Genomic DNA, 22,843 nt, shown 5'->3' on the forward strand with positions numbered 1-22,843 from the left:
CAATAAGATATCCCAAATCATAACAATCTAAAAACATTCCCATTACAAAGTTTTATTTAAGAACACATTAGAAAAGCCTTAATGTATAAGTGAAAGGAGTTCTATTTTATGGAGAGAGTTTCAAAGGCTTCAACTTCAGAAACTATTATTGCAAAAAATAAGTTAAAAGCTAATTTTCTCAAAAAAGGTATTTCAATCGCCCTTTTTTCAGGTCTTATGTATGGATTTTACTCCGCGTTTTTAGCATTGGGAATGACAAAAGGAGTATGGGGAGACTGGTATGGTGCTAATACAGCAGGATTGTCAGCAATCGTTATAACATATGTACTAGGTGCTCTCGGCAGCGCTGTAAACGACACTTGTAGTGCCGTTTGGGCAATGGGATTTGCAACTTTCAAGGGCAAACTTGGAGATTTTTTCAGGTGCCTTAAAACTAAACCAGGTCTTGTAATGATATTAGCGGCTCTTATAGGAGGACCTATTTCGAGTACAGCGTATGTGGTAGCTCTACAAATGGCAGGTTCAATCGTTATTCCAATCACTGCTCTTTGCCCAGCTATTGGTGCTATTTTAGGAAGAATATTATTTAAGCAAAAGTTAAACAAACGTATGATGTTTGGTATTGCTATTTGTGTTTTGTCTAGTTTCATGATCGGTAGTACTAGTATCGGTGGCAGTGCACCAAAGGGAATGTTGCTTGGACTTTGTATTGCGTTTATAGCAGCTCTTGGATGGGGATTTGAAGGCTGTGTAGCTGGATATGGTACATCTATGATTGATTCAGAAATTGGTATTACAATTCGTCAAGTGACATCTGGTCTTTCAAATTTAATAATATTAGTACCTTTATTTGGTTTACTGCTTGGTAGTGGGGTTAAACTTTCAACTGATTTAACTATTCAGGCATTTACAAGCGGATCTGCAATGATATGGTTTGCATTAAGTGGTCTTTGTGCTTTCGTCTCATATATGAGCTGGTACAACGGCAACAGTATGTGTGGTGCTGCTCTTGGTATGGCATGTAATGGAACGTATTCTTTCTGGGGTCCATTCTGCTGTTGGATAATTCTTGGAGTAATAAATGGTATTTCTGGATATGCATTACCTCCAATAGCTTGGATTTCTGCAGTATTAATGATGTTTGGTATCCTCATAATAGCTATGAATCCAATGGATTTATTTAGAAAAAAAGATGTAGCATAAGATGATTTTGCTTAATTTTTAGATGTTAAAATATTTTACAAAAGTTAAACAGGCTTACACAAATGATGTTATAAATGATTTAAAAGGGAAGTTTATGGATTTTTAGGGTTGAAAAAGAAGGCTATAATAACAACTTTAACGACAGATGAAGGTGATAAGGTAAAGGTTTACCGTTATGCACAAGAAGAGATCACGCAATTTTAATATATTAAAGTAATTAATATACAAGAAAAGAAGATAATTGAGAGGAGTTTTATTTTTATGAAGGAAGTTTCAAAAGCAGCAAATGCTAAAGCAATAGCTGCAAAGAAGAGATTAACAAGTAGTTTCTTCAAAAAAGGTATATCATTGGCTTTATTTTCAGGACTTACTTATGGAATGTATACAGCATTTTTAACTATGGGTATGACTAAAGGAATTTGGGGTGACTGGTATGGCGCTAACACAGCAGGTTTATCAGCATTTGCATTAGCATACGTAGTTGCAGCACTTGGTAATGCAATAAACGATTCATGTAGTGCTATTTGGGCAATTATATATTCAATAGTTAAAGGTAAATTTGGAGACTTTTTAAGATGTCTTAACTCAAAGCCAGGACGTGTTATGATATTAGCAGCTCTTATTGGAGGCCCTATAGCTGGTACAGCCTATGTTGTAGCTCTTCAAATGGCTGGATCAATAGTTGTTCCGATATCAGCTCTTTGCCCTGCTATTGCTGCAATATTAGGTAAAATTTTATTTAAGCAGAAACTTGATAAAAGAATGGCATTTGGTATTTTAATATGTGTATGTGCTAGTTTCTTAATTGGTAGTACAGGATTTAAAGGAGATGCTTCAGCAAAAACTTTTATTGGTTTTGGTATAGCTATTGTTGCAGCTCTTGGATGGGGATTTGAAGGTTGTGTAGCTGGATATGGTACATCTATGATTGATTATGAAATTGGTATTTGTATTCGTCAAGTAACATCAGGTATAGCAAATTTATTTATTGTAGTTCCAGTTTTAGCAATGTTATCTGGTAAAATAGGACTTTCTTTTACTCTTGCAACTCAAGCGTTTACAAGTGGTCCTGCCATGATGTGGTTCATACTAAGTGGATTTTTCTCAGTAGTTACATTTATGACATGGTATGCTGGAAACAGTATGTGTGGAGCAGGACTTGGTACTGCATGTAATGGTACATATTCATTCTTTGGACCATTATTCTGTCTATTATTGTTAGGAGTATATGGAGGGATGCCTGGATGGTCACTACCTTCAGTTGCCTGGATAGGAGCTGTAATAATGATGTTTGGTATTCTTATAATATCCATGAATCCACTTGATTTATTTAGAAAAAAAGATGATATAGGAGGTTCTACAGATGAAGCCGCTTAATTATGCTATTTTAAAATATTTTACTAAAGTTGAGGAAGCTTCTGCAGATAACGTTATAGAAGCGTTAAAAGGAGAATATGGAAGCTTTAAGGCTTTACGCAAAAAGGATGTAATCAATGCTTTAATGACAGCAGAAGCAAATGGACTTATTGAAGAAACAAGATTTGAATTAGATAAAGATGGTGAACTAGCTGTTTATTATCATGCTCATGAAGAGGGTGCTGCTACAATCAATAGCTATATTAAAGATTAAATATAAATATTAAGTATAAACATTACCCATAGGGTAATGTTTATACAATATAAATACTTTATAACTGTAGTGGAACAATAGTATATTACTTAAATAATAGGAGTAAATTTTGCTCATAGATAACATAATTGCAGTAAAAGTTACTTAAAAATTTTATTATAAGAACATATTGACCTTCCCCTAAAGGGGAGGAGATATAATTAGCTTATAATAAGAAATAAAGTTAGATGGAATAAAAATATATAGTATAGTTGTTTAATTAATTTAAAACATATTTATCGAAAATAGGAGGGAGGAAATATTAATGAGATATTATGGAAATGAAGCTTTAGGTCTTGTAGAAACAATAGGATTAGTTCCTGCACTAGAGGCTGCTGATAAAATGCTTAAAGCAGCTAATGTTGAACTTATTTCATATGAGAACATTGGTTCAACTCTTGTAACTATAATGGTAAAAGGTGATGTAGGTGCAGTAAAATCTGCTGTTGAAGCAGGTGCTGCAGCAGCTGCTGCTATTGGAAAATTAACAGCACACAATGTTATGCCACGTCCGATTAGTGAAGTTGGAGACATTGTTTCAGTACACGATATTGATGCATAAAAAATAGAAAGGAATTGGTAAGCATATGTCAAGATATGAAGCTTTAGGATTAATTGAAACTTTTGGTCTAGTATTTGCTTTAGAAGCAGCTGATGCAATGTGTAAAGCAGCTGATGTTGAACTTGTAGGATATGAAAACGTTGCTTCAGGATATATATCTGTAATAGTTCAAGGAGATGTTGGCGCTTGTAAAACAGCAGTAGAAGCTGGTGTTGCAGCAGTTGAGGCAATGGAAGGTGGAAATCTTTATAGTTCCATAGTTATTCCAAGACCACACCAAGATCTTGCAAAAATAGTAAAACGTTATGCTATTACAAATCCATTAGCAGAAACAGAAGCAGAATAAAAATGAGAAACTTTTTCTAAAAGGGAGAGAGAAAAAATGAATATTATAGATAATGATTTACTCTCCATGCAAGAAGCTAGAATTCTTGTTGAAAATGCTCGTGAGGCGCAAAAAAAATTAGCAACTTTCCCACAAGAAAAACTTGATGAGATAGTTGAACGTATGGTTGAAGAGATTGAAAAACATTCAAAGGAACTTGCAAAGATGTCTAATGAAGAAACTGAATATGGAAAGTGGGAAGATAAATATATCAAAAACTCTTTCGTATGCAGATATTTAAAAAATAGACTTAAGGACATGAAATGTGTAGGTGTCATTGATGAAGATAAATCATTGAAAACAATGGATGTAGGTGTGCCAATGGGAGTTATTGTAGCCTTTTGCCCATCAACTAGTCCAGTATCTACAACTATATATAAGGCATTAATTGCAATTAAATCAGGAAATGCAATTATATTTTCACCTCATAAAAGAGCAAAAAATACAATTGCTAAGACAATTGATATTTTAATTAGAGCTGCAGAAGGAGTAGGACTTCCAGAAGGTGCTCTTGCATATTTGCATACAGTAAGTAAAAGTGGTTCATTGGAACTTATGAATCATAGAGATGCTTCGCTGATAATGAATACAGGAGTTCCAGAAATGCTCGATGCAGCTTATAAATCTGGTAAGCCAGTAATTTATGGCGGTAATGGAAATGGTCCAGCATTTATAGAGCGCACAGCTGATATAAAGCAGGCCGTTAAAGATATTATTGACAGCAAGAATTTCGATTATGGAGTTGTATCCAGCGCTGAGCAATCAATTGTTGTTGATAGCTGTATAGCTTCTGAAGTGAAACAAGAACTTATTAAAAATGGTGCATACTTTATGACAGCAGAGGAAGCTGAAAAACTGGCATTCACATTTTTGAAGAAGGATGGAGGCCTAAATGTAGAGATAATTGGTAAATCACCACAATTTCTAGCTAAAAATGCTGGATTTAGTGTTCCAGAAGATACAAAGCTTCTTATCTCTAAGCAAAAGTTTGTTTCTCTAGATAATCCTTATTCAAGAGAAAAATTCTGTCCTGTGTTAGCTTTCTATATAGAAGATGATTGGATGCATGCTTGTGAAAAGTGTATAGAATTATTGCTTAGTGAAAGACATGGACATACACTTGTTATACATTCAAAAGATGAAGAAGTTATCCGTCAATTTGCATTAAAGAAACCTGTTGGAAGAGTACTTGTTAACACTCCAGCAACTTTTGGGAGCATGGGAGCTACTACAAATTTATTTCCATCAATGACGCTGGGAAGTGGTTCTGCAGGTGATGGAATGACATCAGATAATGTGTCACCTATGAATTTAATATATGTACGTAAAGTTGGATATGGAGTTCGTAAGGTAGATGAAATTATTAAAACAGTAGATGTTGAAAAAAATGAAACAAATTCAAAAGAAATAGATAACGTTAAGTTATTAGAGAGTATTTTGAAAAAAGTTATGAATGACTTAAAGTAAGAATCATATTTTAAATATGAAATACAATTAAGAATGTGAGGGAGTAAATTGGATATTCGTGAATTTTCAAATAAATTTATGGAAGCTACTAAAAACATGTCTGAAGAAGAACGCGCTGGTTTAATGAAGATGTTTTCAAGTGTTTCCAAAGAAATAACAAAGGAACAGCCAAGTAGCACATATGTTGCAGACAATAATAACGGTCAAATTCCAGATGGAATGACAGAACGTTTAGTTAAGTTAAAGGAAACTTATTTAAAACATGTTCCAACTATAACAACACATAGAGCAAGAGCTATTACTAAAATAGCTAAGGAAAACCCTGGTATGCCTAAATCAGTTTTACGTGGTAAATGTTTTAAACATTGCTGTGAAACTGCACCACTTGTAATTCAAGATAATGAACTTATCGTTGGAGCACCAAATGGAGCGCCTCGTGCAGGTGCATTTTCTCCTGATATAGCTTGGAGATGGATGGAAGAAGAAATAGATACAATATCAACTCGTCCACAAGACCCATTCTGTATTTCTGAAGAAGATAAGAAAATAATGCGTGAAGAGTTATTTCCATTCTGGAAAGGTCAATCAGTTGATGAATACTGCGAAAGTCAGTATCGTGAAGCTGGAGTATGGGAACTTTCAGGAGAATCTTTCGTTTCAGACTGTTCATATCACGCAACAAATGGTGGAGGAGACTCTAATCCAGGATATGACGTTATCCTAATGAAAAAAGGTATGTTAGACATAGTTAGAGAATCAAAAGAAAAATTAGCTGAGCTTGACTATGAAAGACCAGAAGATATTGAAAAAATATATTTTTATAAATCATTAATTGATACTGCTGAAGGTGTTATGATATATGCTAAACGTATGTCAGACTATGCTGCAGAACTTGCTGCAAAAGAAACTAATCCTAAACGAAAAGCAGAATTATTAAAGATTTCTGAAGTAAATGCTAGAGTACCAGCACATAAACCAAGTACTTTCTGGGAAGCAATTCAATCTGTTTGGACTATAGAATCACTACTTGTAGTTGAAGAAAATCAAACAGGTATGTCTATAGGACGTGTTGACCAATATATGTACCCATTCTACAAAGCTGATCTTGAAGCTGGACGTATGACTGATTTTGAAGCTTTTGAATTAGCAGGTTGTATGCTTATAAAGATGTCTGAAATGATGTGGTTAACAAGTGAAGGTGCATCTAAGTTCTTCGCAGGTTATCAACCATTCGTTAACATGTGTGTAGGTGGTGTTACTAGAGAAGGCCGTGATGCTACAAACGAATTAACATACCTATTAATGGATGCAGTTCGTCATGTTAAAATATATCAACCATCTTTAGCATGTCGTATACACAAAGCATCACCACAGAAATATCTTAAGAAGATAGTTGATGTTATCCGTGCAGGTATGGGATTCCCAGCATGTCACTTTGATGATGTTCATATAAAAATAATGTTAGCTAAAGGTGTTTCTATAGAAGATGCAAGAGACTACTGCTTAATGGGATGCGTTGAACCTCAGAAAGCAGGAAGATTATATCAATGGACTTCTACAGCATATACTCAATGGCCTATATGTATAGAACTTGTTCTTAACCATGGTGTACCACTATGGTACGGTAAGCAAGTATGCCCAGATTTGGGAGACTTAAGCCAATTTAAAACTTATGAACAGTTTGATGCAGCTGTTAAAGAGCAAATTAAATACATCACTAAATGGACAAGTGTTGCTACAGTAATTTCTCAACGTGTTCACAAAGATCTTGCACCAAAACCACTTATGTCTATGATGTATGAAGGCTGTATGGAAAAAGGTAGAGGAGTAGAAGCAGGCGGAGCTATGTATAACTTCGGACCTGGAGTAGTATGGAGTGGTCTTGCTACTTATACAGACTCTATGGCAGCTATAAAGAGATTAGTATTTGACGAAAAGAAATACACTCTACAAGAGTTAAATGAAGCTTTAAAAGCTGATTTCGTTGGATATGAAAAATTAAGGAAAGATTGTTTAGATGCACCTAAGTATGGTAATGATGATGATTATGCAGATTACATTGCTGCTGATTTGATCAACTTTACTGAACAAGAGCACCGTAAATATAAGACATTATATTCAGTGCTTAGCCATGGTACTTTATCAATCTCAAACAATACTCCATTTGGACAATTAACTGGAGCTGGAGCAAACGGACGTAAAGCATGGACTCCTTTATCAGATGGTATAAGTCCAACTCAAGGAGCAGATTATAAGGGACCTACTTCTATAATCAAATCTGTTTCTAAGATGAGTTGTGAAGATATGAATATAGGTATGGTTCATAACTTCAAGTTAATAGCTGGTCTTCTTGATACACCAGAAGGTGAACAAGGAATTATTACACTATTACGTAGTGCATGTGCTCTTCAACTTGGAGAAATGCAATTTAACTACTTAGATAACAAGACTTTACTTGAAGCACAAAAACACCCAGAGCAATATCGTGATTTAATAGTTCGTGTTGCTGGATACAGTGCATTCTTTGTTGAATTATGTAAAGATGTTCAAGATGAAATCATAAGTAGAACTGTACTTACACATTTCTAAATTAGAGAGTATATATTAAAAATCAATGTGAATAAAATTGGAGAATGAATGAATATGAACAATGGAAATTTAGGTATAATTGAACGAAAAGCGACGATTTTTAATATACAAAAATACAATATGTATGATGGAGATGGAGTAAGAACTTTAATATTCTTTCAAGGATGTCCACTTAGATGCAAATGGTGTGCAAATCCTGAAGGAATGATTAGAAAAAATAGAGTTATGTTTAAAAGTAATTTATGTGTTGACTGTGGGGCTTGCGTTTCTGTATGCCCTGCAGGCATACATTCTATTAATAATGAAACTCTAAAACATGAAGTTAACCATGATATTGATTGTATTGGATGCGGCAAGTGTAAAAATGCTTGCATTAATTCTGCTATATCAATAGTTGGAGAAGTAAAAACCATCTCTGAACTTTTAGAAATCGTAGAAGAAGATAGAACTTTTTATGAAATGTCCGGTGGTGGAGTTACATTAGGTGGCGGTGAAGTTTTAATGCAACCAGAAGCTGCAAGTAGTTTATTAATGGCATGTAAGCATGCAGGAATAAATACTGCAATTGAAACTTGTGGTTACGCAAAACTGGAATCAGTACTTAAAGTCGCAGAGTTCACGGATTTATTCCTATTTGACATTAAGCATATTGATTCAGATAAGCACTTTAAATGGACAGGTGTTAGAAATGAACAGATTTTAGAAAATCTTCAAGAATTACTTCGCCGTAAATATAATGTTAAAATTCGTATGCCATTACTTAAAGGCGTGAATGATCAAAAAGAGGACATTGAAAAAACAATGGAGCTTTTGAAGCCATATAAAGATTACAGAAATTTTAAAGGAATTGACTTACTTCCATATCATAAAATGGGGGTAAATAAATATAACCAATTAGGAATAGATTATCCTATAAAAGATGACCCAAGTTTGACTGATGAAGATTTAGATAAAATAGAAGGATGGATTAGAAAGTACGATTTATCTGCAAAAGTAATTCGTCACTAAATAATTTTCAAATAGATAATTAAGATGGAAGGTAAGATTTATGGGAGATTTTTCTGATAGGAATATGCAGCGTATTATACAAGAATCTGTCCCAGGAAAACAAATTACCATAGCTCATATTATTGCATCTCCAATGCATGATATATATGAACGTCTTGGGATTGATGAAAAAGGGGCAATAGGTATTTTAACTCTTTCCCCATATGAAACTGCTATTATTGCAGCAGATATTGCTACAAAGGCTGCTGATGTTGAAATCGGATTTCTCGATCGTTTCACAGGATCTGTTGTAATAAATGGTGATGTTCAAAGTGTTGAAACAGCACTTTATGCAGTAAATAATACGCTGAAAGATATGCTTGGATTTACTCCTGCTCCCATTACAAGAACATGAGAAAAAAGCGCATAATGGTAATTGGTCCTTCAAGAAGTGGTAAAACTACATTAGTTAACGCATTAAATGACTATAATGGTCCGTTAAGGCGAACGCCAGATTTGATTTATGGTAAGAATACCATTGATGTTCCAGGCTCCTATATAGAAAATGCATGGATGTATAAGCATGTAATTGCAGCAGCCCAAGATGCATCCCATATACTTGTATTGGTTGATCAATCTAGTTGTACTGAAATATATTCACCTGGATTTGCAAAATCTTTTAGATGCCCAGTAATTGGAGTCATAACAAAATGTGACTTAATGCCTGAAAATAAAGGAAGGTGCTTGAGACAGCTAAAGAATATAGGAATATTGGAGCCATATTTTCAAGTTAGTTTTAAAGTGGGAACAGGAATTGATGCCTTAAAGAAGTATTTATTTGAAAAAGGTAAGGAGTAAAGGTCTATGATCAAATTTATTACCGAAGAGTATTTAAGAGATTTATATAGAAAAGAACCTTTTGATACCTATAAACTACAACAAGGACAGCGTCTTACTCCTGGGGCAGCTCAATATTTATCCGATAAAAGAATGAAATTGATTACCGATGATTCAAAAGCAAATACAAAAGTAAATGCAAATAGTCAGGTAAAAGTTGTAAAGCAGGTAGAAGAAGTAAAGCAAGACAGCAGTACTAATTCAAGTTTAAACTCAAATTTGAATTTAGACTTAAGGAAAAAACTTTGTTGTAAATTGAAATCCATAGAGGCAACATTTCTTGTTACTAGCAGCGAAATATTAAAGGAAGATATTATTCTAGCACAAAATATTATAAGTTTGGGTAGAAAAATATCAAATATAAGAAGTGTTGTGGAAGGTAAAGGTACACTTGAACCTATTTACTGTAGAGAGTGTACTGGAATGAATTCATTAAATTTCACAACTGAGATTGAGGATTGTTTTGAAATAACAGAATTTCATATGCAGCTTGATAAAAGCAGTGCAATATTAAAAATCCATGTACTTCGTTGTGCTTTAAGAGAGTTACACTTTGAAATAATTGATACTTATAAAAATGATGATAACGACTTAAAAGATAGGATTATGAAAAATATTAATTCAATAATTAATTCGCTGTCTCAACTTATTTGTTCAGCAGTAGGAGGAAAACAATGTCAGAGAAAAATCTAACTTTTGAATATTGTGATAAGATGGTTCAGAAGTTTGAAGAAGTTATAGAAAAACCAATTGTTAATAATTCTTCTGTTTATTATACAGGTGTAGACTTAGGTACTGCATGTGTGGTAGTAGCTGTTTTAGACGAAAACTATGAACCTGTTGCAGGTGCATATAGGTATGCAGATGTAGTTCGTGATGGTATGGTTGTTGACTATATTGGAGCAATAAAGATTGTTAGAGAACTTAAACAGGAAATTGAGGAAAAACTTAATACTGAGCTTCTTTATGCTGCTGCTGCAATTCCACCTGGAACAGATTCCTTGGATGGCGGAGCAATTAAAAACGTAGTCCAGGCTGCAGGATTCGAACTTACTTGTCTTTTAGATGAGCCTACTGCTGCAAATGCTGTACTTAAAATTGAAAATGGTGCAGTTGTAGATGTTGGTGGTGGAACAACAGGAATATCAATTTTAAAAGATGGAAAGGTTGTTCAAGTTATTGATGAACCTACAGGTGGTACACATTTTTCATTAGTTATTTCAGGTGCATATGGAATGCCTTTTAAAGAGGCAGATGAATTTAAAAGAGATAACAAGAATCATAAAGAAATTTTACCAGTATTAAAGCCAGTGGTTGAAAAGGTAGCATCAATTATTAATTATAATATCAAGAATTATGATGTGAAGGAAATTTCTTTAGTAGGTGGTACTTGTTGCTTAACTGGAATCGAAGAAATTATTGCAAAACAGACAGGGGTTTATACCCATAAACCTAAAAATCCTATGTTTGTCACACCACTTGGTATAGCATTAAGTTGTACTCAAGATATTATAGAGTAACGAGGAGAGTGTTTAAAAGTGGATTTTAGAATTATAAAATCACCTTCTGAGAGCACTAAAGATATTCTAAGAAGACGAATGGGTGGAAACTGTAAAACGGATTTAGACAGTAGTGATGCAATAGGACTTGTTCAAGGTAAACTTATTGATATGATTTATGCTGCAGATGTTGCTGAGAAAGCTGTTGGAGTTACAGTTGAAGACATTAGAGGGACATGCCCTCAACATATGGTTCTAATTGGAATTTTTGGTGACACAGCATCAGTTGAATCTGCACTAAATGAGATTAAATTAAAGATGAAAGAGGTAAAATCAATATGATAGCAGCAAGACTTATTGATAATGTATGGGCAACTAGAAAAGCAGAATCACTTAATGGACTTAAATTTATGCTTGCAGAGGAAATTGATGGAGTAGATGCAGGAAGAAGATTTATTGTTGTTGACATTATTAGCGCAGGTATTGGTGACAGGGTTATAGTTAGTACTGGATCATCTGCCCGCAGAATGCTAGGAGATGACAATATTCCTGTAGATGCAGTTGTTATTGGAATAATTGATGAAGATTGCGATTTTGGTTAAAAAACAATCTCCTTTAAAATAATGATAGAATTTCAAGGTTTTTATAGGTTTCAATATTACTTTGAAAGGAAGTGATAAAATGAAAAAATTAATATGTGCAAAAGATGTTGAAACATTAATATTAAAGGGAGAAAAAGTATTCTGTATAGATGGTAGTGAAATAATTACACCATCAGCTCAGGACCTTGCAAAAAACAGTGGAATAATATTTACTACAAATGCTTGTGAACATAAAGTAGAGCAAGTAGAAGCTACGAAAACAGTAAATCCAGTAAGTATTGAAGGTATGGATAGCGAACAGATGCTTAACTTCTTCAGAGCAATGATGGACAAAGGTCTTTTACAACAAATGCTTGAATGCTTAAAAGGAAAGAGCCTTCCATTTGAAGCTGATACTGATGCTAGCGGACTTAAGGTTGTTAGAGGAAGTTCAGTAAAAATGGATGTATTTGATACTGGTAACCCAGATAACAAAGTTTATTTCCAAGAACTAGTAAGTAAAGAAGAATCAAAAATGAGTGCTGGATTCTTAATTATTGAGGACTCAAAATTTGAGTGGGAATTAACTTATGAAGAAATTGATTATGTTATTGAGGGAACTTTAACAGTTGAAATCAATGGTAAGACATATACAGCTCATGCTGGTGATGTGTTATTTGTACCATCAGGTTCTAAAGTAGTTTGGGGTTCACCAGACAAAGCTAGGGTATTCTATACAACATATCCAGCAAACTGGGCGGATCTTTTATAGAAGACTAGGAGGATAAACCTATGCAAGCGCTTGGTTTAATAGAAACAAAAGGATTAATTGCATCTATTGAGGCAGCTGACACAATGGTTAAATCAGCAGATGTAAGTATTATTGAAAAAACTTATATAGGTGGAGGCCTTGTTACAATTTCAATTACAGGTGATGTAGGTGCAGTAAAAGCATCTGTAGAAGCTGGGGTAGCAGCTGTTAAAAAACTTGATGAAGAATTTTTAGTTTCACAGCATGTAATTCCACGTCCTCATGAAGAATTGAAAATTATAATTGGACCCAACGATCCTGAAGATGATCCAGCGTCTGATAAAGAGCTAGAGAATGAAAATAACATAGATAAAGCAGAAAATACAGAAAAAGTAGAAGTTGTAGAAGAAGCAAAGGTTATAGAAGAAACTAAAGCTATAGAAGAAGTAAAAGTTGTAGAAGAGACAAAAAATGTAGAAGAAACTAAAGAAAATGTTGAAAAAGATAAGGATGCTTTAGATTCAGGTAAGGTGCATAAGATAAACTTAGAAAATCTACGCAAAGATGATGTAGATAAATTAGTAAACAAAAATGGTATAGAGAAAACCATCTCCGTGTTAGCTAAATTAAAGGTTGTTAAGCTTAGAAATTTAGCCCGTGAATACAAAGATTTTGTAATCACAGGCAGAACAATTTCAAAGGCAGATAAAAATTTATTAATTACTAAATTTAGACTATACTATGAGAAAAAATAGCTATTTTTAAGGCTATGAAAGGAAGTATGAGACAATGGAAAACTTTGATAAGGATTTACGCTCAATACAAGAAGCTAGAAATCTTGCTAGACTTGGAAAAGTAGCAGCTAATAAAATTGCTGATTATACTGAAGAGCAAATCGATAAAATTTTATGTAATATGGTTAGGGTTGCAGAAGAAAACGCAGCTTGCTTAGCACAAATGGCAGTTGAAGAAACAGGTTTTGGTAAAGTAGGTGATAAGACTTACAAAAACCACATGGCAGCTTCTATATTATATGATTCAATGAAGGGCATGAAAACTATAGGTGTGATAAAAGAAGATCCTATAAATAAGCTTATAGAGATTGCTGAACCAGTTGGTTTAATTATGGGTATAGTACCTTCAACAAATCCAACATCTACTGCAATTTTTAAAGCTATGATTGCAGTTAAATCTCGTAATGCTATAGTATTTTCACCACATCCAGCTGCTGCAAAATGTACACTTAAAGCAGTTCAGTTAATGCATGATGCTGCTGTTGCAGCCGGTGCTCCAGAAAATGTTATAACTGCAGTAAGTATTCCATCAATAGGAGCTTCAAATGAATTAATGAAGTGTAAAGAAGTTTCTTTAATAATAGCTACAGGTGGTCCAGGAATGGTTAAGGCTGCTTACAGCTCAGGAACGCCAGCTATTGGTGTTGGTGCAGGAAACTCTCCAGCATACATTGAAAGAACTGCTGATGTAGAAAAAGCTGTTAAAAACATTATGGCAAGTAAGACTTTCGATTATGGTACAATTTGTGCTTCAGAACAGTCAATAATTTGTGAAGAATGTAATCATGATAAAGTTGTTGAAGAATTCACAAAACAAGGTGGATACTTTATGACAAAAGAAGAAACTGATAAAGTTTGTCAATTGTTATTCAAAAACGGACATGCTATGAACGCTAAATTTGTTGGAAGAAGTCCACAAGTTATAGCTAGTGCTGCAGGAATTACAATTCCAGAAGGAACAAAAGTACTTATAGGAAGACAAAATGGAGTAGGCGAAGGTAATCCACTATCTTTTGAAAAGCTTACAACAGTTCTTGGATTCTATACAGTAAAAGATTGGCATGAAGCATGTGAATTAAGTATTGAATTACTTCAAAACGGAATTGGTCATACAATGAGTCTTCATACTGAAGATAGAGATATAGTTATGAAATTTGCTAGAAAGCCAGCTTCACGTATCCTTGTTAATACTGGTGGAACTCAAGGTGGAACAGGTGCAAGCACAGGACTTATGCCTGCATTTACTTTAGGATGTGGTACATGGGGCGGAAGCTCAGTATCTGAAAATGTTACTGCACAGCATCTTATAAACATTAAGAGAGTTGCTTATGGTATAAAAGATTGTACAACATTAGCAGCTGATGATCAAACTTTTAACTGTGCAAAAACTACTGAATGTTGTGATGAAATTCAAAACGCATTTATGAACATGAGTCCAGCTCAAATTGCAGCAGCTGCAGCAGCTTTAAACAAAGCTAATGGATGTAATGTAGCTACTGAAACTAATACTTGCACTAGCAATGAAGGTGCAAAAAATGAAGAGCTTGCAGACTTAGTTAACCAAATAGTTGCTGCTATTAAGGGGGCAAACTAATGGATAACTTTGAATCAGTATTAAAGCTTTTGTTAGAAGCAGTTAACTCTAATGAAAAGAAAACTGTAGTTCAAGGAAGTTCATCTGAGATTCCAGTAGGTATTTCTAATAGACATATACATCTTTCACAAAAGGATTTAGAATGTTTATTTGGTAAAGATTATCAACTTACAAAAATTAAAGATTTATCTCAACCTGGACAATATGCTTGCAAAGAAGTTGTAACACTTTGTGGAGCAAAGGGTGCAATTGAGAAAGTTAGAATACTTGGACCTGTAAGAAGCAAGACACAAGTAGAAGTATTAGCTGGAGACTGCATCAAACTTGGAGCAGCAGCAAACGTAAGACTATCAGGAGATTTAAACGGAACACCTTCCATAACAGTAGTTGGACCAAAAGGTTCTGTTCAAATTGAAGAAGGATTAGTAGTTGCTCAAAGACATATCCATATGACACCTGAAGATGCTAAAAATTTAGGGGTTTGTGATGGAGAAGTAGTATCAATAAAGGTTGATGGCTTAAGAGGTGGAGTATATAGCAATGTAGCTGTTAGAGCTAATGATGCTTCAAGTCTTGAATGTCATCTTGATATTGAAGAAGCTAATGCAATGAGCATTAACTCAAAATCAAAAATAACAATAGTAAAATAAAAGTATACAATTAAAAATTAAAATATAAAATAAGATATATTTAGGAGGATTTTAAAATGGTAAAATATGATGCATTAGGAATGATAGAAACTAAAGGATTAGTAGGATCAATAGAAGCAGCTGACGCTATGGTTAAGGCAGCAAATGTATATTTAATAGGTAAAGAATACATCGGAGGCGGACTTGTAACTGTTATGGTTAGAGGAGACGTTGGAGCTGTTAAAGCTGCTACAGATGCTGGTGCTGCTGCTGCACAAAGAGTTGGAGAATTAGTATCAGTTCACGTAATTCCACGTCCACACTCAGAAGTTGAAGTAATTCTTCCATCAAATAAAGAAGCTGCAAAATAAGAATCTTTATTAAAAGTTACAATATTAAAAGAAGCTGTCTCATAATAAGGGACAGCTTCTTACTATTTAAATCTAAAAAGTGAGTTTGAAGTAGTTTTTTATTTTGTTAAATACAAATGTTGGTACTAGTACTTGCAAGTTATTACAACATTGAAACAAAATTGATATATATATTTAATATCTTAATGTAAAAAGGTAGGAAACTTAGGCAATAGCAAAGGAGATGTGTATATGTATGATAGAGGAATTTGAAAAGTATTTATTATACAAGGAGCATAAAAGTTTAAGTACAATTAAGACATATTCAACATGTGTTAAACAATTTATAAATTGGTACTGCAACAACAAAAATAAAGACATTTCCAAGTTGGATAGAGAAACGAGTAAAGAGTATAAAGACTATTTGGTGCTTGTAGAGAAGAAAAATGTACAGACTATAAATGTTAGACTTTGTGCATTAGCTATGCTTAGTAGGTTTTTATATTACAAAAATCCACCTAAGAATTACATTGTAAGAAAAAAATATAAAAGTGTTAATTGATTGTATTTATAATGAAAAATTTTTTATATTATAAAGATAGAATAATTAGGTTTTTCGAATTTTAAGATACATTTCATAATATTTAAAGTTTCATCAAAAAAGTAGAGATACATAACATTTCTACAAATATCATATTTATAACTTAGTCTACATTCTTTTTAATTTAGAAAATTGTTTAGAATATTAATAATTTAAAAGGTATCTATATTTCAATAGGAGAATATAAAAGAAACTTAATTCATATGATTTAATAAATATCAGTATTATGGTGGTGATTAATATTAATGAAAGTAATAAAGAGTCAACCTTTAGATAAAAAAAATATAAATAATAAAATAACTGTGCCTATAATTGAAGAAGTTTTTAAAAATGAGGATATAAAAGATAGAAAGTTAGTCATGGAAATAATGCTATTAAATATAATTAGAAGGTCTGAATTTGATGGTAAAGGTGTAGGTTAATTTTGTTGATAGATCTATTTAATTTACCTATAATTAGTACTGGTAAATTAAATAGTTATACTTCTAGCAATTACGGAGGGAGTATAACAGTGGATAAAGTCGCGATATATTGTAGATTATCAGATGAGGATAAAAATAAAAGAAATGTTACTGATGATAGCGAAAGTATTATTAATCAAAAAAGTATGCTTATAAAATATGCTGTGGATAAGGGATGGAATATATACAAAATATATAGCGATGATGATTATTCAGGACTGGATGCAGAGAGGCCAGAGTTTAATCAGATGATTGTTGATGCCGAAGTAGGAAAGTTTAATATAATTTTATGTAAAACTCAATCAAGGTTTACAAGAGATATGGAGCTTGTGGAAAAATACCTTCATAATAAGTTTATTGAATGGAATGTTAGATTTGTTACAGTGGTCGATAAAGTGGATACTTATGAAAAAAGTAATAAAAAATCCAGGCAGATTAATGGACTTGTAAATGAGTGGTATTGTGAAGATATTAGTGATTCTATAAGAGCTGTATTTAAATCAAAACAGAGTAGTGGTAAGTTTATTGGTTCTTTTGCCTGTTATGGTTACATGAAGGATGAAAGCAATAAAAATAAGTTAGTGATTGATGAAGAGGCATCAGAAGTTGTAAGACTCATTTTCAAACTATATTTACAAGGAAATGGAATACAACATATAGTGCATATACTTAACGAAAAAGGCATTCCAAATCCAACAAAGTACAAGCGTTTAAAAGGCTTTAAATATGTAAATTCTCAAGCTAAGGATCAGAGTGGATTATGGAATAAAACCACTATAAAAAGAATACTTAAAAACGAAATGTATTTAGGGAATATGGTTCAGCACAAGAGACAAAAGGTAAGCTACAAATCTAAAAAAATAAAAGAATTATCTCCAAAATGTTGGATTAGAGTTAAAAATACTCATCCGTCAATAATTGAAGAACAAACTTTTAACAAGGTTCAAAAAAGATTAAAATCCAATATAAGAAGTACTGGAACGGGTCAAGCTCACCTGTTTGCTTCCAAGGTTAAGTGTATGGATTGTAATAGTACTATGCAGAAGGTTACTAATGGTAAGGGATATCAATATCTAAGGTGCAAAATATATTGTGTTTTACCTAAAGGTAAAAAGCTTTGTACTAGTCACAGTATTAATTTAAGCTTTTTAGAAGATATTGTTTCAAGTAAAATTAAAAATTACTTTAGAACCTTGTGTAGCACAGAGAATTTAACAAATAAGTTGATGCTTGAGGAATGTATTCCTGATAAACTTAAGCATTTAGAAAATGAACTTGTTAAAATAAATAAAGATATAAATAAGAGAATGGAAGCTTTGAAAAGGTTATATCTTGAAAAGATAAGTGGAGAAATAACAACTGAACAATACAATGAATTCGCAGGTAGTTTTGAAAAAGATAAAAATCAGCTCCTTTTAAAAAGGTCTAAACTAGAAGGTATCATAGATGAAACTAAGCAGGATAGTGATGAAGCTTATAGATATACTAAGATAGTAGAGAATTATAAAAGCTTTGATAAACTTACACATATCATGGTAGATGAATTGATTGATTATATTGAAGTTGGAGAAAAAGACAGAGGTACAGGTAAACAAAATATTAGAATTCATTGGAATTTTTAATTTAATGTGTGTTTAGAGTACCACTACATGAGGTGCAGTACCATCGATTATGGCTATTTCTAAGCCTTTTATAACTACTCCATCAAGAGAATTGTTATCAGATGAACAATGATGGTATTCAATGTCATATCCCTTGTTTACAAAAAAGTTGCCGACATTTTTCATAAGAGATGACTTACCAGTACCTGGACCTCCCTTAATACATATTTTTCGTTTAGCGGTATTTTGATCTATAATGTACTGATAAAAGGAATAGAAACCATAAGAAGTATTACCTCCAGGGAAAAAATTTCTTATATTACCTTTCATAAAAACACACTCCTATATACTTAAATCATTATATAATATGCAAAAGAATATTTTTTGTATATATATTTATATATTTTTTTTGTTACAATATAAATTACATTTTTGATATATAAGTGTTAAATTCTGTTATACTTATAATAGAATATAAAAAATTAAATATGTAGATATAAATGGGGGAATAAAAATGAATGAAGAATTAAAAAAGGCACAAGAACTTATAGACTTCATATATGAAAGTCCAACGGCTTTTCATGCAGTCTATAATACAAAAGAAATGCTTCTAAATTCTGGATTTACTGAATTAAAGGAAGAGGACAGCTGGAATTTAAAAAAGGGTGGTAAATATTTTGTAACAAAAAATAATTCGGCATTAACAGCCTTTATAGTAGGTAAAGGTAATTTAGAGAAGGATGGATTTAAAATAATAGGAGCTCATACAGATTCGCCAGGTTTTAAGATAAAACCTAATCCTGATATAGAAGTAGAAGGTGAATATGTAAAATTAAATACAGAAGTTTATGGAGGACCTATTATTAATACTTGGATGGATAGACCTTTATCTTTGGCTGGAAGAGTAGTGATTAAAAATGAAAACTCTTTTTATCCAGAAGAAAGGCTTTTAAATATTAAAAGACCTATATTGATAATACCTAATCTCGCTATACACATGAACAGAAGTATAAATTCTGGCATAGAATTAAATAGACAGAAGGATGTACTTCCAGTACTTTCTATGGTAAACGAAAAGTTTGAGAAAGGAAAGTATCTTATAAAAATTATAGCTCAGGAACTTAATGTAAAAGAAGAAGATATACTGGATTTTGACTTGTTTTTATATGAGTTTGAAAAGGGATGCATAATGGGTCTTAATAATGAATTTATATCTAGTGGTAGATTAGATGACTTAATTATGGTACATTCAGGAATAAAGGCTTTAATAAATACAGAAGTTGGTAATAGTACTAACGTTATGGTATGTTTTGATAATGAAGAAGTTGGTAGTACAACAAAACAAGGGGCTGATTCTCCTATGCTTTCTAATATATTAGAGAGAATAGCTTTGAACCTTATGCAAAATAAAGAAGATTATTTTAGAGCACTGGCAAAATCTTTTATAATATCTTGTGATTTAGGGCATGCATTACATCCAAATTATAGTGAAAAAAGTGATCCTGTAAATAGACCAATAATTAACAAAGGACCAATAATAAAATCAAGTGCTAGTCAAAGCTATGCATCTGATGCAGTATCTGCTGCTATATATAGAAATGTATGTTCGAAGGCAGAAGTTCCAGTTCAAGTTTTTGTAAATCGTTCGGATGAGAAGGGTGGTTCAACTATTGGACCTATATCTTCTAGCCATATAAACATAAACTCTGTAGATATGGGACTTGCAATTCTTTCTATGCATTCAATAAAAGAATTAGCTGGTGTTAAAGACTATATATATGCTACTAAATCTTTTGAAAAGTTTTATGAACTTTAAAATCTGAAAATAGGATTATGTTATTTGTAAAAATAGTAAATATAATATTAAACTTTAGAGTGAAATATTTTGTATAGATTCCTTAAATATGCTATTTAAAAAAGTGAACAAAATAGATTGAAAATAGCGAATGTTTATGTTAAACTTAGAATAATTTTAAAAAGAATTAAATAAAAAGTACCTGGCAGCTAGTTGTAATTGATATTATTTATAACAGTTTTTAAATTAATAATTAAATAATATTAGTTACAGCAGAAGAAAGTAATTTTGGCGAAACTAATTTATCTTCTTGCATATAATATGTGTAAGGTTATTACTTAGAATTAAGAACTAAAAATGAGGAGCTGCAGAGGTACATGAGTTGCAATTAGTGTTTTTTATGATGCGGCAAAGGTGCTCCTTTGCTGCATTTATTTATCAGGTGATTTTTAGATTCAGGTGGAGTTTATTTATTGTAATGGGAAAATTGATTGCCATTGCTATGATCGTTAAATGTCATTGGATAAAGTATATTTAAGGAGGAATTTAGTATGAGATTAATTGGATCTATGGAAGTGAAAGATAATACTCTTTATATAGGAAAATTAAATACAGCAGAATTAGCAACAAAGTTTGGAACTCCTCTTTATGTTATTGATGAAGAGTTAGTGAGAAAACAATGCAAAAGATATTATAAATCTTTTAAAGTTAGTAACAGCGGAAATAGAGTAGCTTATGCGGGAAAGGCTTTTTTAACCTTAGCAATGTGTCAAATGATAAATAGTGAAGGTTTGTGTCTTGATGTAGTATCAGGTGGAGAACTGTATACTGCACTTAAGAGTGATTTTCCTATGGAAAAAGTATATTTTCATGGAAACAATAAGACTGTAGAAGAAATTGAAATGGGTATAAATTTAGGTGTAGGAAGATTTGTAGTTGATAATTTTGATGAAATGGAGAAAATAAATAAAATAGCAAAACAAAATGATAAAATTCAGCCAATACTTTTAAGAATAACTCCTGGAATAGAGGCGCACACTCATGAATATATAAGGACAGGGCAGATAGATTCAAAGTTTGGTTTTACAATGCTAAAACATAATACTATGAATGCAGTAAAAAAAGCAATAGAATTTTCTAATATAGAATTTAAGGGATTGCATTGTCATATAGGTTCTCAAATATTTGATACAAAACCTTATGAAGATGAAGTTGAAATAATGTTTTCTATTGTAAAATCTATAAAAGATGAATTAGGATATGAAGTAACGGAGTTAGATTTAGGAGGGGGATTTGGAATTTATTATAAAACAGGGGATGTGCCAAAGAAAATAGAAGATTTTTGTGAGGTAATATTAAATAAAGCAGAGATTGTATGCAAAGACCTTAATATAAAGATGCCTAACCTTGTTATAGAACCAGGAAGGTCTATTATAGGAAATGCAGGAACTACTCTCTATAAAGTGGGAGCTATTAAAGAAATACCTAATATAAGAAAATATGTATCTGTAGATGGAGGAATGTCAGATAATATAAGACCAGCACTTTACAATGCAGAGTATGAATGTGTAATAGCCAATAAAATAGAGGGTGAACTTAAAGAAATGGTTTCTATAGCAGGTAAATGTTGTGAGTCTGGAGACATTTTACTAAACGATGTAGAGATTCCGAAAGCTGAGACTGGAGATATTATTGCTGTATTAACTACAGGAGCGTATGGATATTCTATGTCTAGTAATTATAATAAGATACCAAAGCCAGCAGTTATTTTAGTTAAAGATGGTGAAGTAAAGGTTATATGCAGAAGACAAAATTTTGATCAAGTACTAGAAAATGAAGTATTATTATAAAGTGATTCTTAAACTCAGGTGGAGCTTCATTATGATAAATATATCTTTACATCTGAGCTTTACAAGAAATTATTCAGGGGTGTATCAGCTGTTAGATCCCATCTAAAGAAAATGGGGAGGTTACAGATGGTAGCCATGGGATAAAGGTATGCTATGGGAAATTAGATTTTCCATAGCATATTTTTTTATTTGCCAAAATTCATAATTTACAATTTCATGGAGATAATAAGCAAAGCAGCAATTCTTTTTACACGAAAGGATGATTTTTTATGCTTTATTATATAATAGCTGTTTTGGCAGCCATTTTATTAATTATTAGTATCTATGTATTGCGTAATAAAAATAAACAGGATGAAAGCAACATAATGGATGATGTCCCTACTATGAATGCTAACAAAGAAGAGTTACAAAGACACGCTGTAGAGATATCTAGTTATTCATCTGTGATAAAAAAAAGTAATTGCAGAAGAAGAATTATGAAAAGTTTGGATATTAGTTACAAAAAAATATTAAAGGGATATGAGTATATAGATAAGAAAGTTAACAATAATAAACATGTGATACAGGCAGCAGAATGG

Annotated in this window: 25 protein-coding genes and 1 pseudogene; 25 read left to right on the plus strand and 1 reads right to left on the minus strand. The window is 32.4% G+C overall.

What is annotated here, in order from left to right; translation table 11 throughout:
• Positions 1-108: 108 nt before the first annotated feature.
• The 22 genes from HBE96_RS22480 (at position 109) to HBE96_RS22585 (ending at position 18,641) form a co-directional block, all read left to right on the plus strand.
• On the plus strand, positions 109-1,203 hold the full coding sequence (locus HBE96_RS22480; protein WP_169299938.1) for a hypothetical protein: 1,095 nt from the start codon (positions 109-111) through the stop codon (positions 1,201-1,203).
• 261 nt (positions 1,204-1,464) lie between these two features.
• Entirely contained in the window at positions 1,465-2,580 is a 1,116-nt protein-coding gene (locus tag HBE96_RS22485) for a hypothetical protein (protein WP_169299939.1), read from the plus strand.
• Positions 2,567-2,833 (plus strand): hypothetical protein, encoded by a 267-nt coding sequence (locus tag HBE96_RS22490; RefSeq protein ID WP_169299940.1) that lies wholly within the window; start codon positions 2,567-2,569, stop codon positions 2,831-2,833. The genes HBE96_RS22485 and HBE96_RS22490 overlap by 14 nt, the downstream gene beginning before the upstream one ends.
• Positions 2,834-3,137: 304 nt before the next feature.
• Entirely contained in the window at positions 3,138-3,434 is a 297-nt protein-coding gene (locus tag HBE96_RS22495; RefSeq protein ID WP_169299941.1) for a BMC domain-containing protein, read from the plus strand.
• 25 nt (positions 3,435-3,459) lie between these two features.
• Entirely contained in the window at positions 3,460-3,780 is a 321-nt protein-coding gene (locus tag HBE96_RS22500) for a BMC domain-containing protein (RefSeq protein WP_169299942.1), read from the plus strand.
• Positions 3,781-3,816: 36 nt separating this feature from the next.
• Positions 3,817-5,286, plus strand: a complete 1,470-nt coding sequence (locus HBE96_RS22505; protein WP_169299943.1) for an aldehyde dehydrogenase family protein — start codon at positions 3,817-3,819, stop codon at positions 5,284-5,286.
• Between the two features lie 48 nt (positions 5,287-5,334).
• Positions 5,335-7,875 (plus strand): choline trimethylamine-lyase, encoded by a 2,541-nt coding sequence (gene cutC, locus HBE96_RS22510; RefSeq protein ID WP_169299944.1) that lies wholly within the window; start codon positions 5,335-5,337, stop codon positions 7,873-7,875.
• 54 nt (positions 7,876-7,929) lie between these two features.
• Positions 7,930-8,883: a choline TMA-lyase-activating enzyme gene (gene cutD / locus HBE96_RS22515; RefSeq protein WP_169299945.1), complete on the plus strand. Its 954-nt coding sequence runs from the start codon at positions 7,930-7,932 to the stop codon at positions 8,881-8,883.
• A gap of 40 nt (positions 8,884-8,923) precedes the next feature.
• Entirely contained in the window at positions 8,924-9,277 is a 354-nt protein-coding gene (locus HBE96_RS22520; protein ID WP_169299946.1) for a BMC domain-containing protein, read from the plus strand.
• On the plus strand, positions 9,274-9,720 hold the full coding sequence (locus HBE96_RS22525; RefSeq protein WP_169299947.1) for a EutP/PduV family microcompartment system protein: 447 nt from the start codon (positions 9,274-9,276) through the stop codon (positions 9,718-9,720). Before HBE96_RS22520 ends, HBE96_RS22525 begins: the two co-directional genes overlap by 4 nt.
• A 6-nt stretch (positions 9,721-9,726) precedes the next feature.
• On the plus strand, positions 9,727-10,452 hold the full coding sequence (locus HBE96_RS22530; RefSeq protein WP_169299948.1) for a cobalamin adenosyltransferase: 726 nt from the start codon (positions 9,727-9,729) through the stop codon (positions 10,450-10,452).
• A complete protein-coding gene (eutJ, locus tag HBE96_RS22535; protein WP_169299949.1) occupies positions 10,434-11,279 on the plus strand; it encodes an ethanolamine utilization protein EutJ in 846 nt (281 codons plus the stop codon). The genes HBE96_RS22530 and eutJ overlap by 19 nt, the downstream gene beginning before the upstream one ends.
• Positions 11,280-11,297: 18 nt before the next feature.
• Entirely contained in the window at positions 11,298-11,600 is a 303-nt protein-coding gene (locus tag HBE96_RS22540) for a BMC domain-containing protein (protein WP_169299950.1), read from the plus strand.
• The gene (locus tag HBE96_RS22545) at positions 11,597-11,860 is read left to right on the plus strand and encodes a EutN/CcmL family microcompartment protein (RefSeq protein WP_169299951.1); all 264 of its coding nucleotides are present in this window, start codon (positions 11,597-11,599) and stop codon (positions 11,858-11,860) included. The genes HBE96_RS22540 and HBE96_RS22545 overlap by 4 nt, the downstream gene beginning before the upstream one ends.
• A gap of 79 nt (positions 11,861-11,939) precedes the next feature.
• Entirely contained in the window at positions 11,940-12,611 is a 672-nt protein-coding gene (locus HBE96_RS22550) for a cupin domain-containing protein (RefSeq protein ID WP_169299952.1), read from the plus strand.
• A 20-nt stretch (positions 12,612-12,631) separates the two neighbouring features.
• The gene (locus tag HBE96_RS22555) at positions 12,632-13,345 is read left to right on the plus strand and encodes a BMC domain-containing protein (RefSeq protein ID WP_169299953.1); all 714 of its coding nucleotides are present in this window, start codon (positions 12,632-12,634) and stop codon (positions 13,343-13,345) included.
• Between the two features lie 34 nt (positions 13,346-13,379).
• Entirely contained in the window at positions 13,380-14,978 is a 1,599-nt protein-coding gene (locus tag HBE96_RS22560; RefSeq protein ID WP_169299954.1) for an acetaldehyde dehydrogenase (acetylating), read from the plus strand.
• Positions 14,978-15,628, plus strand: a complete 651-nt coding sequence (locus HBE96_RS22565; RefSeq protein ID WP_169299955.1) for a phosphate propanoyltransferase — start codon at positions 14,978-14,980, stop codon at positions 15,626-15,628. Before HBE96_RS22560 ends, HBE96_RS22565 begins: the two co-directional genes overlap by 1 nt.
• Positions 15,629-15,684: 56 nt before the next feature.
• On the plus strand, positions 15,685-15,978 hold the full coding sequence (eutM, locus tag HBE96_RS22570; protein ID WP_169299956.1) for an ethanolamine utilization microcompartment protein EutM: 294 nt from the start codon (positions 15,685-15,687) through the stop codon (positions 15,976-15,978).
• 235 nt (positions 15,979-16,213) lie between these two features.
• Positions 16,214-16,519, plus strand: coding sequence for a phage integrase N-terminal SAM-like domain-containing protein (locus tag HBE96_RS22575; protein ID WP_169299957.1), 306 nt, complete (start codon positions 16,214-16,216; stop codon positions 16,517-16,519).
• A gap of 284 nt (positions 16,520-16,803) precedes the next feature.
• A complete protein-coding gene (locus HBE96_RS22580; protein WP_169299958.1) occupies positions 16,804-16,980 on the plus strand; it encodes a hypothetical protein in 177 nt (58 codons plus the stop codon).
• Positions 16,981-16,982: 2 nt separating this feature from the next.
• The gene (locus HBE96_RS22585) at positions 16,983-18,641 is read left to right on the plus strand and encodes a recombinase family protein (RefSeq protein WP_243187039.1); all 1,659 of its coding nucleotides are present in this window, start codon (positions 16,983-16,985) and stop codon (positions 18,639-18,641) included.
• Positions 18,642-18,662: 21 nt separating this feature from the next.
• Here the strand turns inward: HBE96_RS22585 and HBE96_RS22590 are convergent.
• Positions 18,663-18,950: pseudogene (locus HBE96_RS22590) on the minus strand (PRK06851 family protein); the annotation flags it as partial.
• A gap of 184 nt (positions 18,951-19,134) precedes the next feature.
• On the opposite strand from HBE96_RS22590, the gene HBE96_RS22595 reads away from it, so the two are divergent.
• From HBE96_RS22595 to HBE96_RS22605, 3 genes are all read left to right on the plus strand, one after another.
• Complete coding sequence (locus tag HBE96_RS22595) at positions 19,135-20,436, plus strand: M18 family aminopeptidase (RefSeq protein ID WP_169299960.1); 1,302 nt, start codon at positions 19,135-19,137, stop codon at positions 20,434-20,436.
• A 530-nt stretch (positions 20,437-20,966) separates the two neighbouring features.
• A complete protein-coding gene (gene lysA, locus HBE96_RS22600) occupies positions 20,967-22,265 on the plus strand; it encodes a diaminopimelate decarboxylase (RefSeq protein ID WP_169299961.1) in 1,299 nt (432 codons plus the stop codon).
• Positions 22,266-22,534: 269 nt separating this feature from the next.
• Positions 22,535-22,843 (plus strand): hypothetical protein (locus tag HBE96_RS22605; protein WP_169299962.1); only part of this gene is annotated, 309 nt, incomplete at its 3' end.

The sequence above is a fragment of the Clostridium muellerianum genome (assembly GCF_012926525.1).
Taxonomy (GTDB): Bacteria; Bacillota; Clostridia; order Clostridiales; family Clostridiaceae; genus Clostridium_AM; species Clostridium_AM muellerianum.

What these genes read in the sequence shown, in the direction of transcription:
- eutJ (WP_169299949.1), top strand. Translation starts at nt 10,434, where the DNA reads ATGTCAGAGAAAAATCTAACTTTTGAATATTGTGATAAGATGGTTCAG.
- HBE96_RS22555 (WP_169299953.1), top strand. Translation starts at nt 12,632, where the DNA reads ATGCAAGCGCTTGGTTTAATAGAAACAAAAGGATTAATTGCATCTATT.
- cutD (WP_169299945.1), top strand. Translation starts at nt 7,930, where the DNA reads ATGAACAATGGAAATTTAGGTATAATTGAACGAAAAGCGACGATTTTT.
- HBE96_RS22485 (WP_169299939.1), top strand. Translation starts at nt 1,465, where the DNA reads ATGAAGGAAGTTTCAAAAGCAGCAAATGCTAAAGCAATAGCTGCAAAG.
- HBE96_RS22560 (WP_169299954.1), top strand. Translation starts at nt 13,380, where the DNA reads ATGGAAAACTTTGATAAGGATTTACGCTCAATACAAGAAGCTAGAAAT.
- HBE96_RS22505 (WP_169299943.1), top strand. Translation starts at nt 3,817, where the DNA reads ATGAATATTATAGATAATGATTTACTCTCCATGCAAGAAGCTAGAATT.
- HBE96_RS22500 (WP_169299942.1), top strand. Translation starts at nt 3,460, where the DNA reads ATGTCAAGATATGAAGCTTTAGGATTAATTGAAACTTTTGGTCTAGTA.
- HBE96_RS22530 (WP_169299948.1), top strand. Translation starts at nt 9,727, where the DNA reads ATGATCAAATTTATTACCGAAGAGTATTTAAGAGATTTATATAGAAAA.
- eutM (WP_169299956.1), top strand. Translation starts at nt 15,685, where the DNA reads ATGGTAAAATATGATGCATTAGGAATGATAGAAACTAAAGGATTAGTA.
- HBE96_RS22595 (WP_169299960.1), top strand. Translation starts at nt 19,135, where the DNA reads ATGAATGAAGAATTAAAAAAGGCACAAGAACTTATAGACTTCATATAT.
- HBE96_RS22580 (WP_169299958.1), top strand. Translation starts at nt 16,804, where the DNA reads ATGAAAGTAATAAAGAGTCAACCTTTAGATAAAAAAAATATAAATAAT.
- HBE96_RS22545 (WP_169299951.1), top strand. Translation starts at nt 11,597, where the DNA reads ATGATAGCAGCAAGACTTATTGATAATGTATGGGCAACTAGAAAAGCA.
- HBE96_RS22550 (WP_169299952.1), top strand. Translation starts at nt 11,940, where the DNA reads ATGAAAAAATTAATATGTGCAAAAGATGTTGAAACATTAATATTAAAG.
- HBE96_RS22575 (WP_169299957.1), top strand. Translation starts at nt 16,214, where the DNA reads ATGATAGAGGAATTTGAAAAGTATTTATTATACAAGGAGCATAAAAGT.
- HBE96_RS22495 (WP_169299941.1), top strand. Translation starts at nt 3,138, where the DNA reads ATGAGATATTATGGAAATGAAGCTTTAGGTCTTGTAGAAACAATAGGA.
- HBE96_RS22520 (WP_169299946.1), top strand. Translation starts at nt 8,924, where the DNA reads ATGGGAGATTTTTCTGATAGGAATATGCAGCGTATTATACAAGAATCT.
- HBE96_RS22525 (WP_169299947.1), top strand. Translation starts at nt 9,274, where the DNA reads ATGAGAAAAAAGCGCATAATGGTAATTGGTCCTTCAAGAAGTGGTAAA.
- HBE96_RS22480 (WP_169299938.1), top strand. Translation starts at nt 109, where the DNA reads ATGGAGAGAGTTTCAAAGGCTTCAACTTCAGAAACTATTATTGCAAAA.
- lysA (WP_169299961.1), top strand. Translation starts at nt 20,967, where the DNA reads ATGAGATTAATTGGATCTATGGAAGTGAAAGATAATACTCTTTATATA.
- HBE96_RS22565 (WP_169299955.1), top strand. Translation starts at nt 14,978, where the DNA reads ATGGATAACTTTGAATCAGTATTAAAGCTTTTGTTAGAAGCAGTTAAC.
- HBE96_RS22490 (WP_169299940.1), top strand. Translation starts at nt 2,567, where the DNA reads ATGAAGCCGCTTAATTATGCTATTTTAAAATATTTTACTAAAGTTGAG.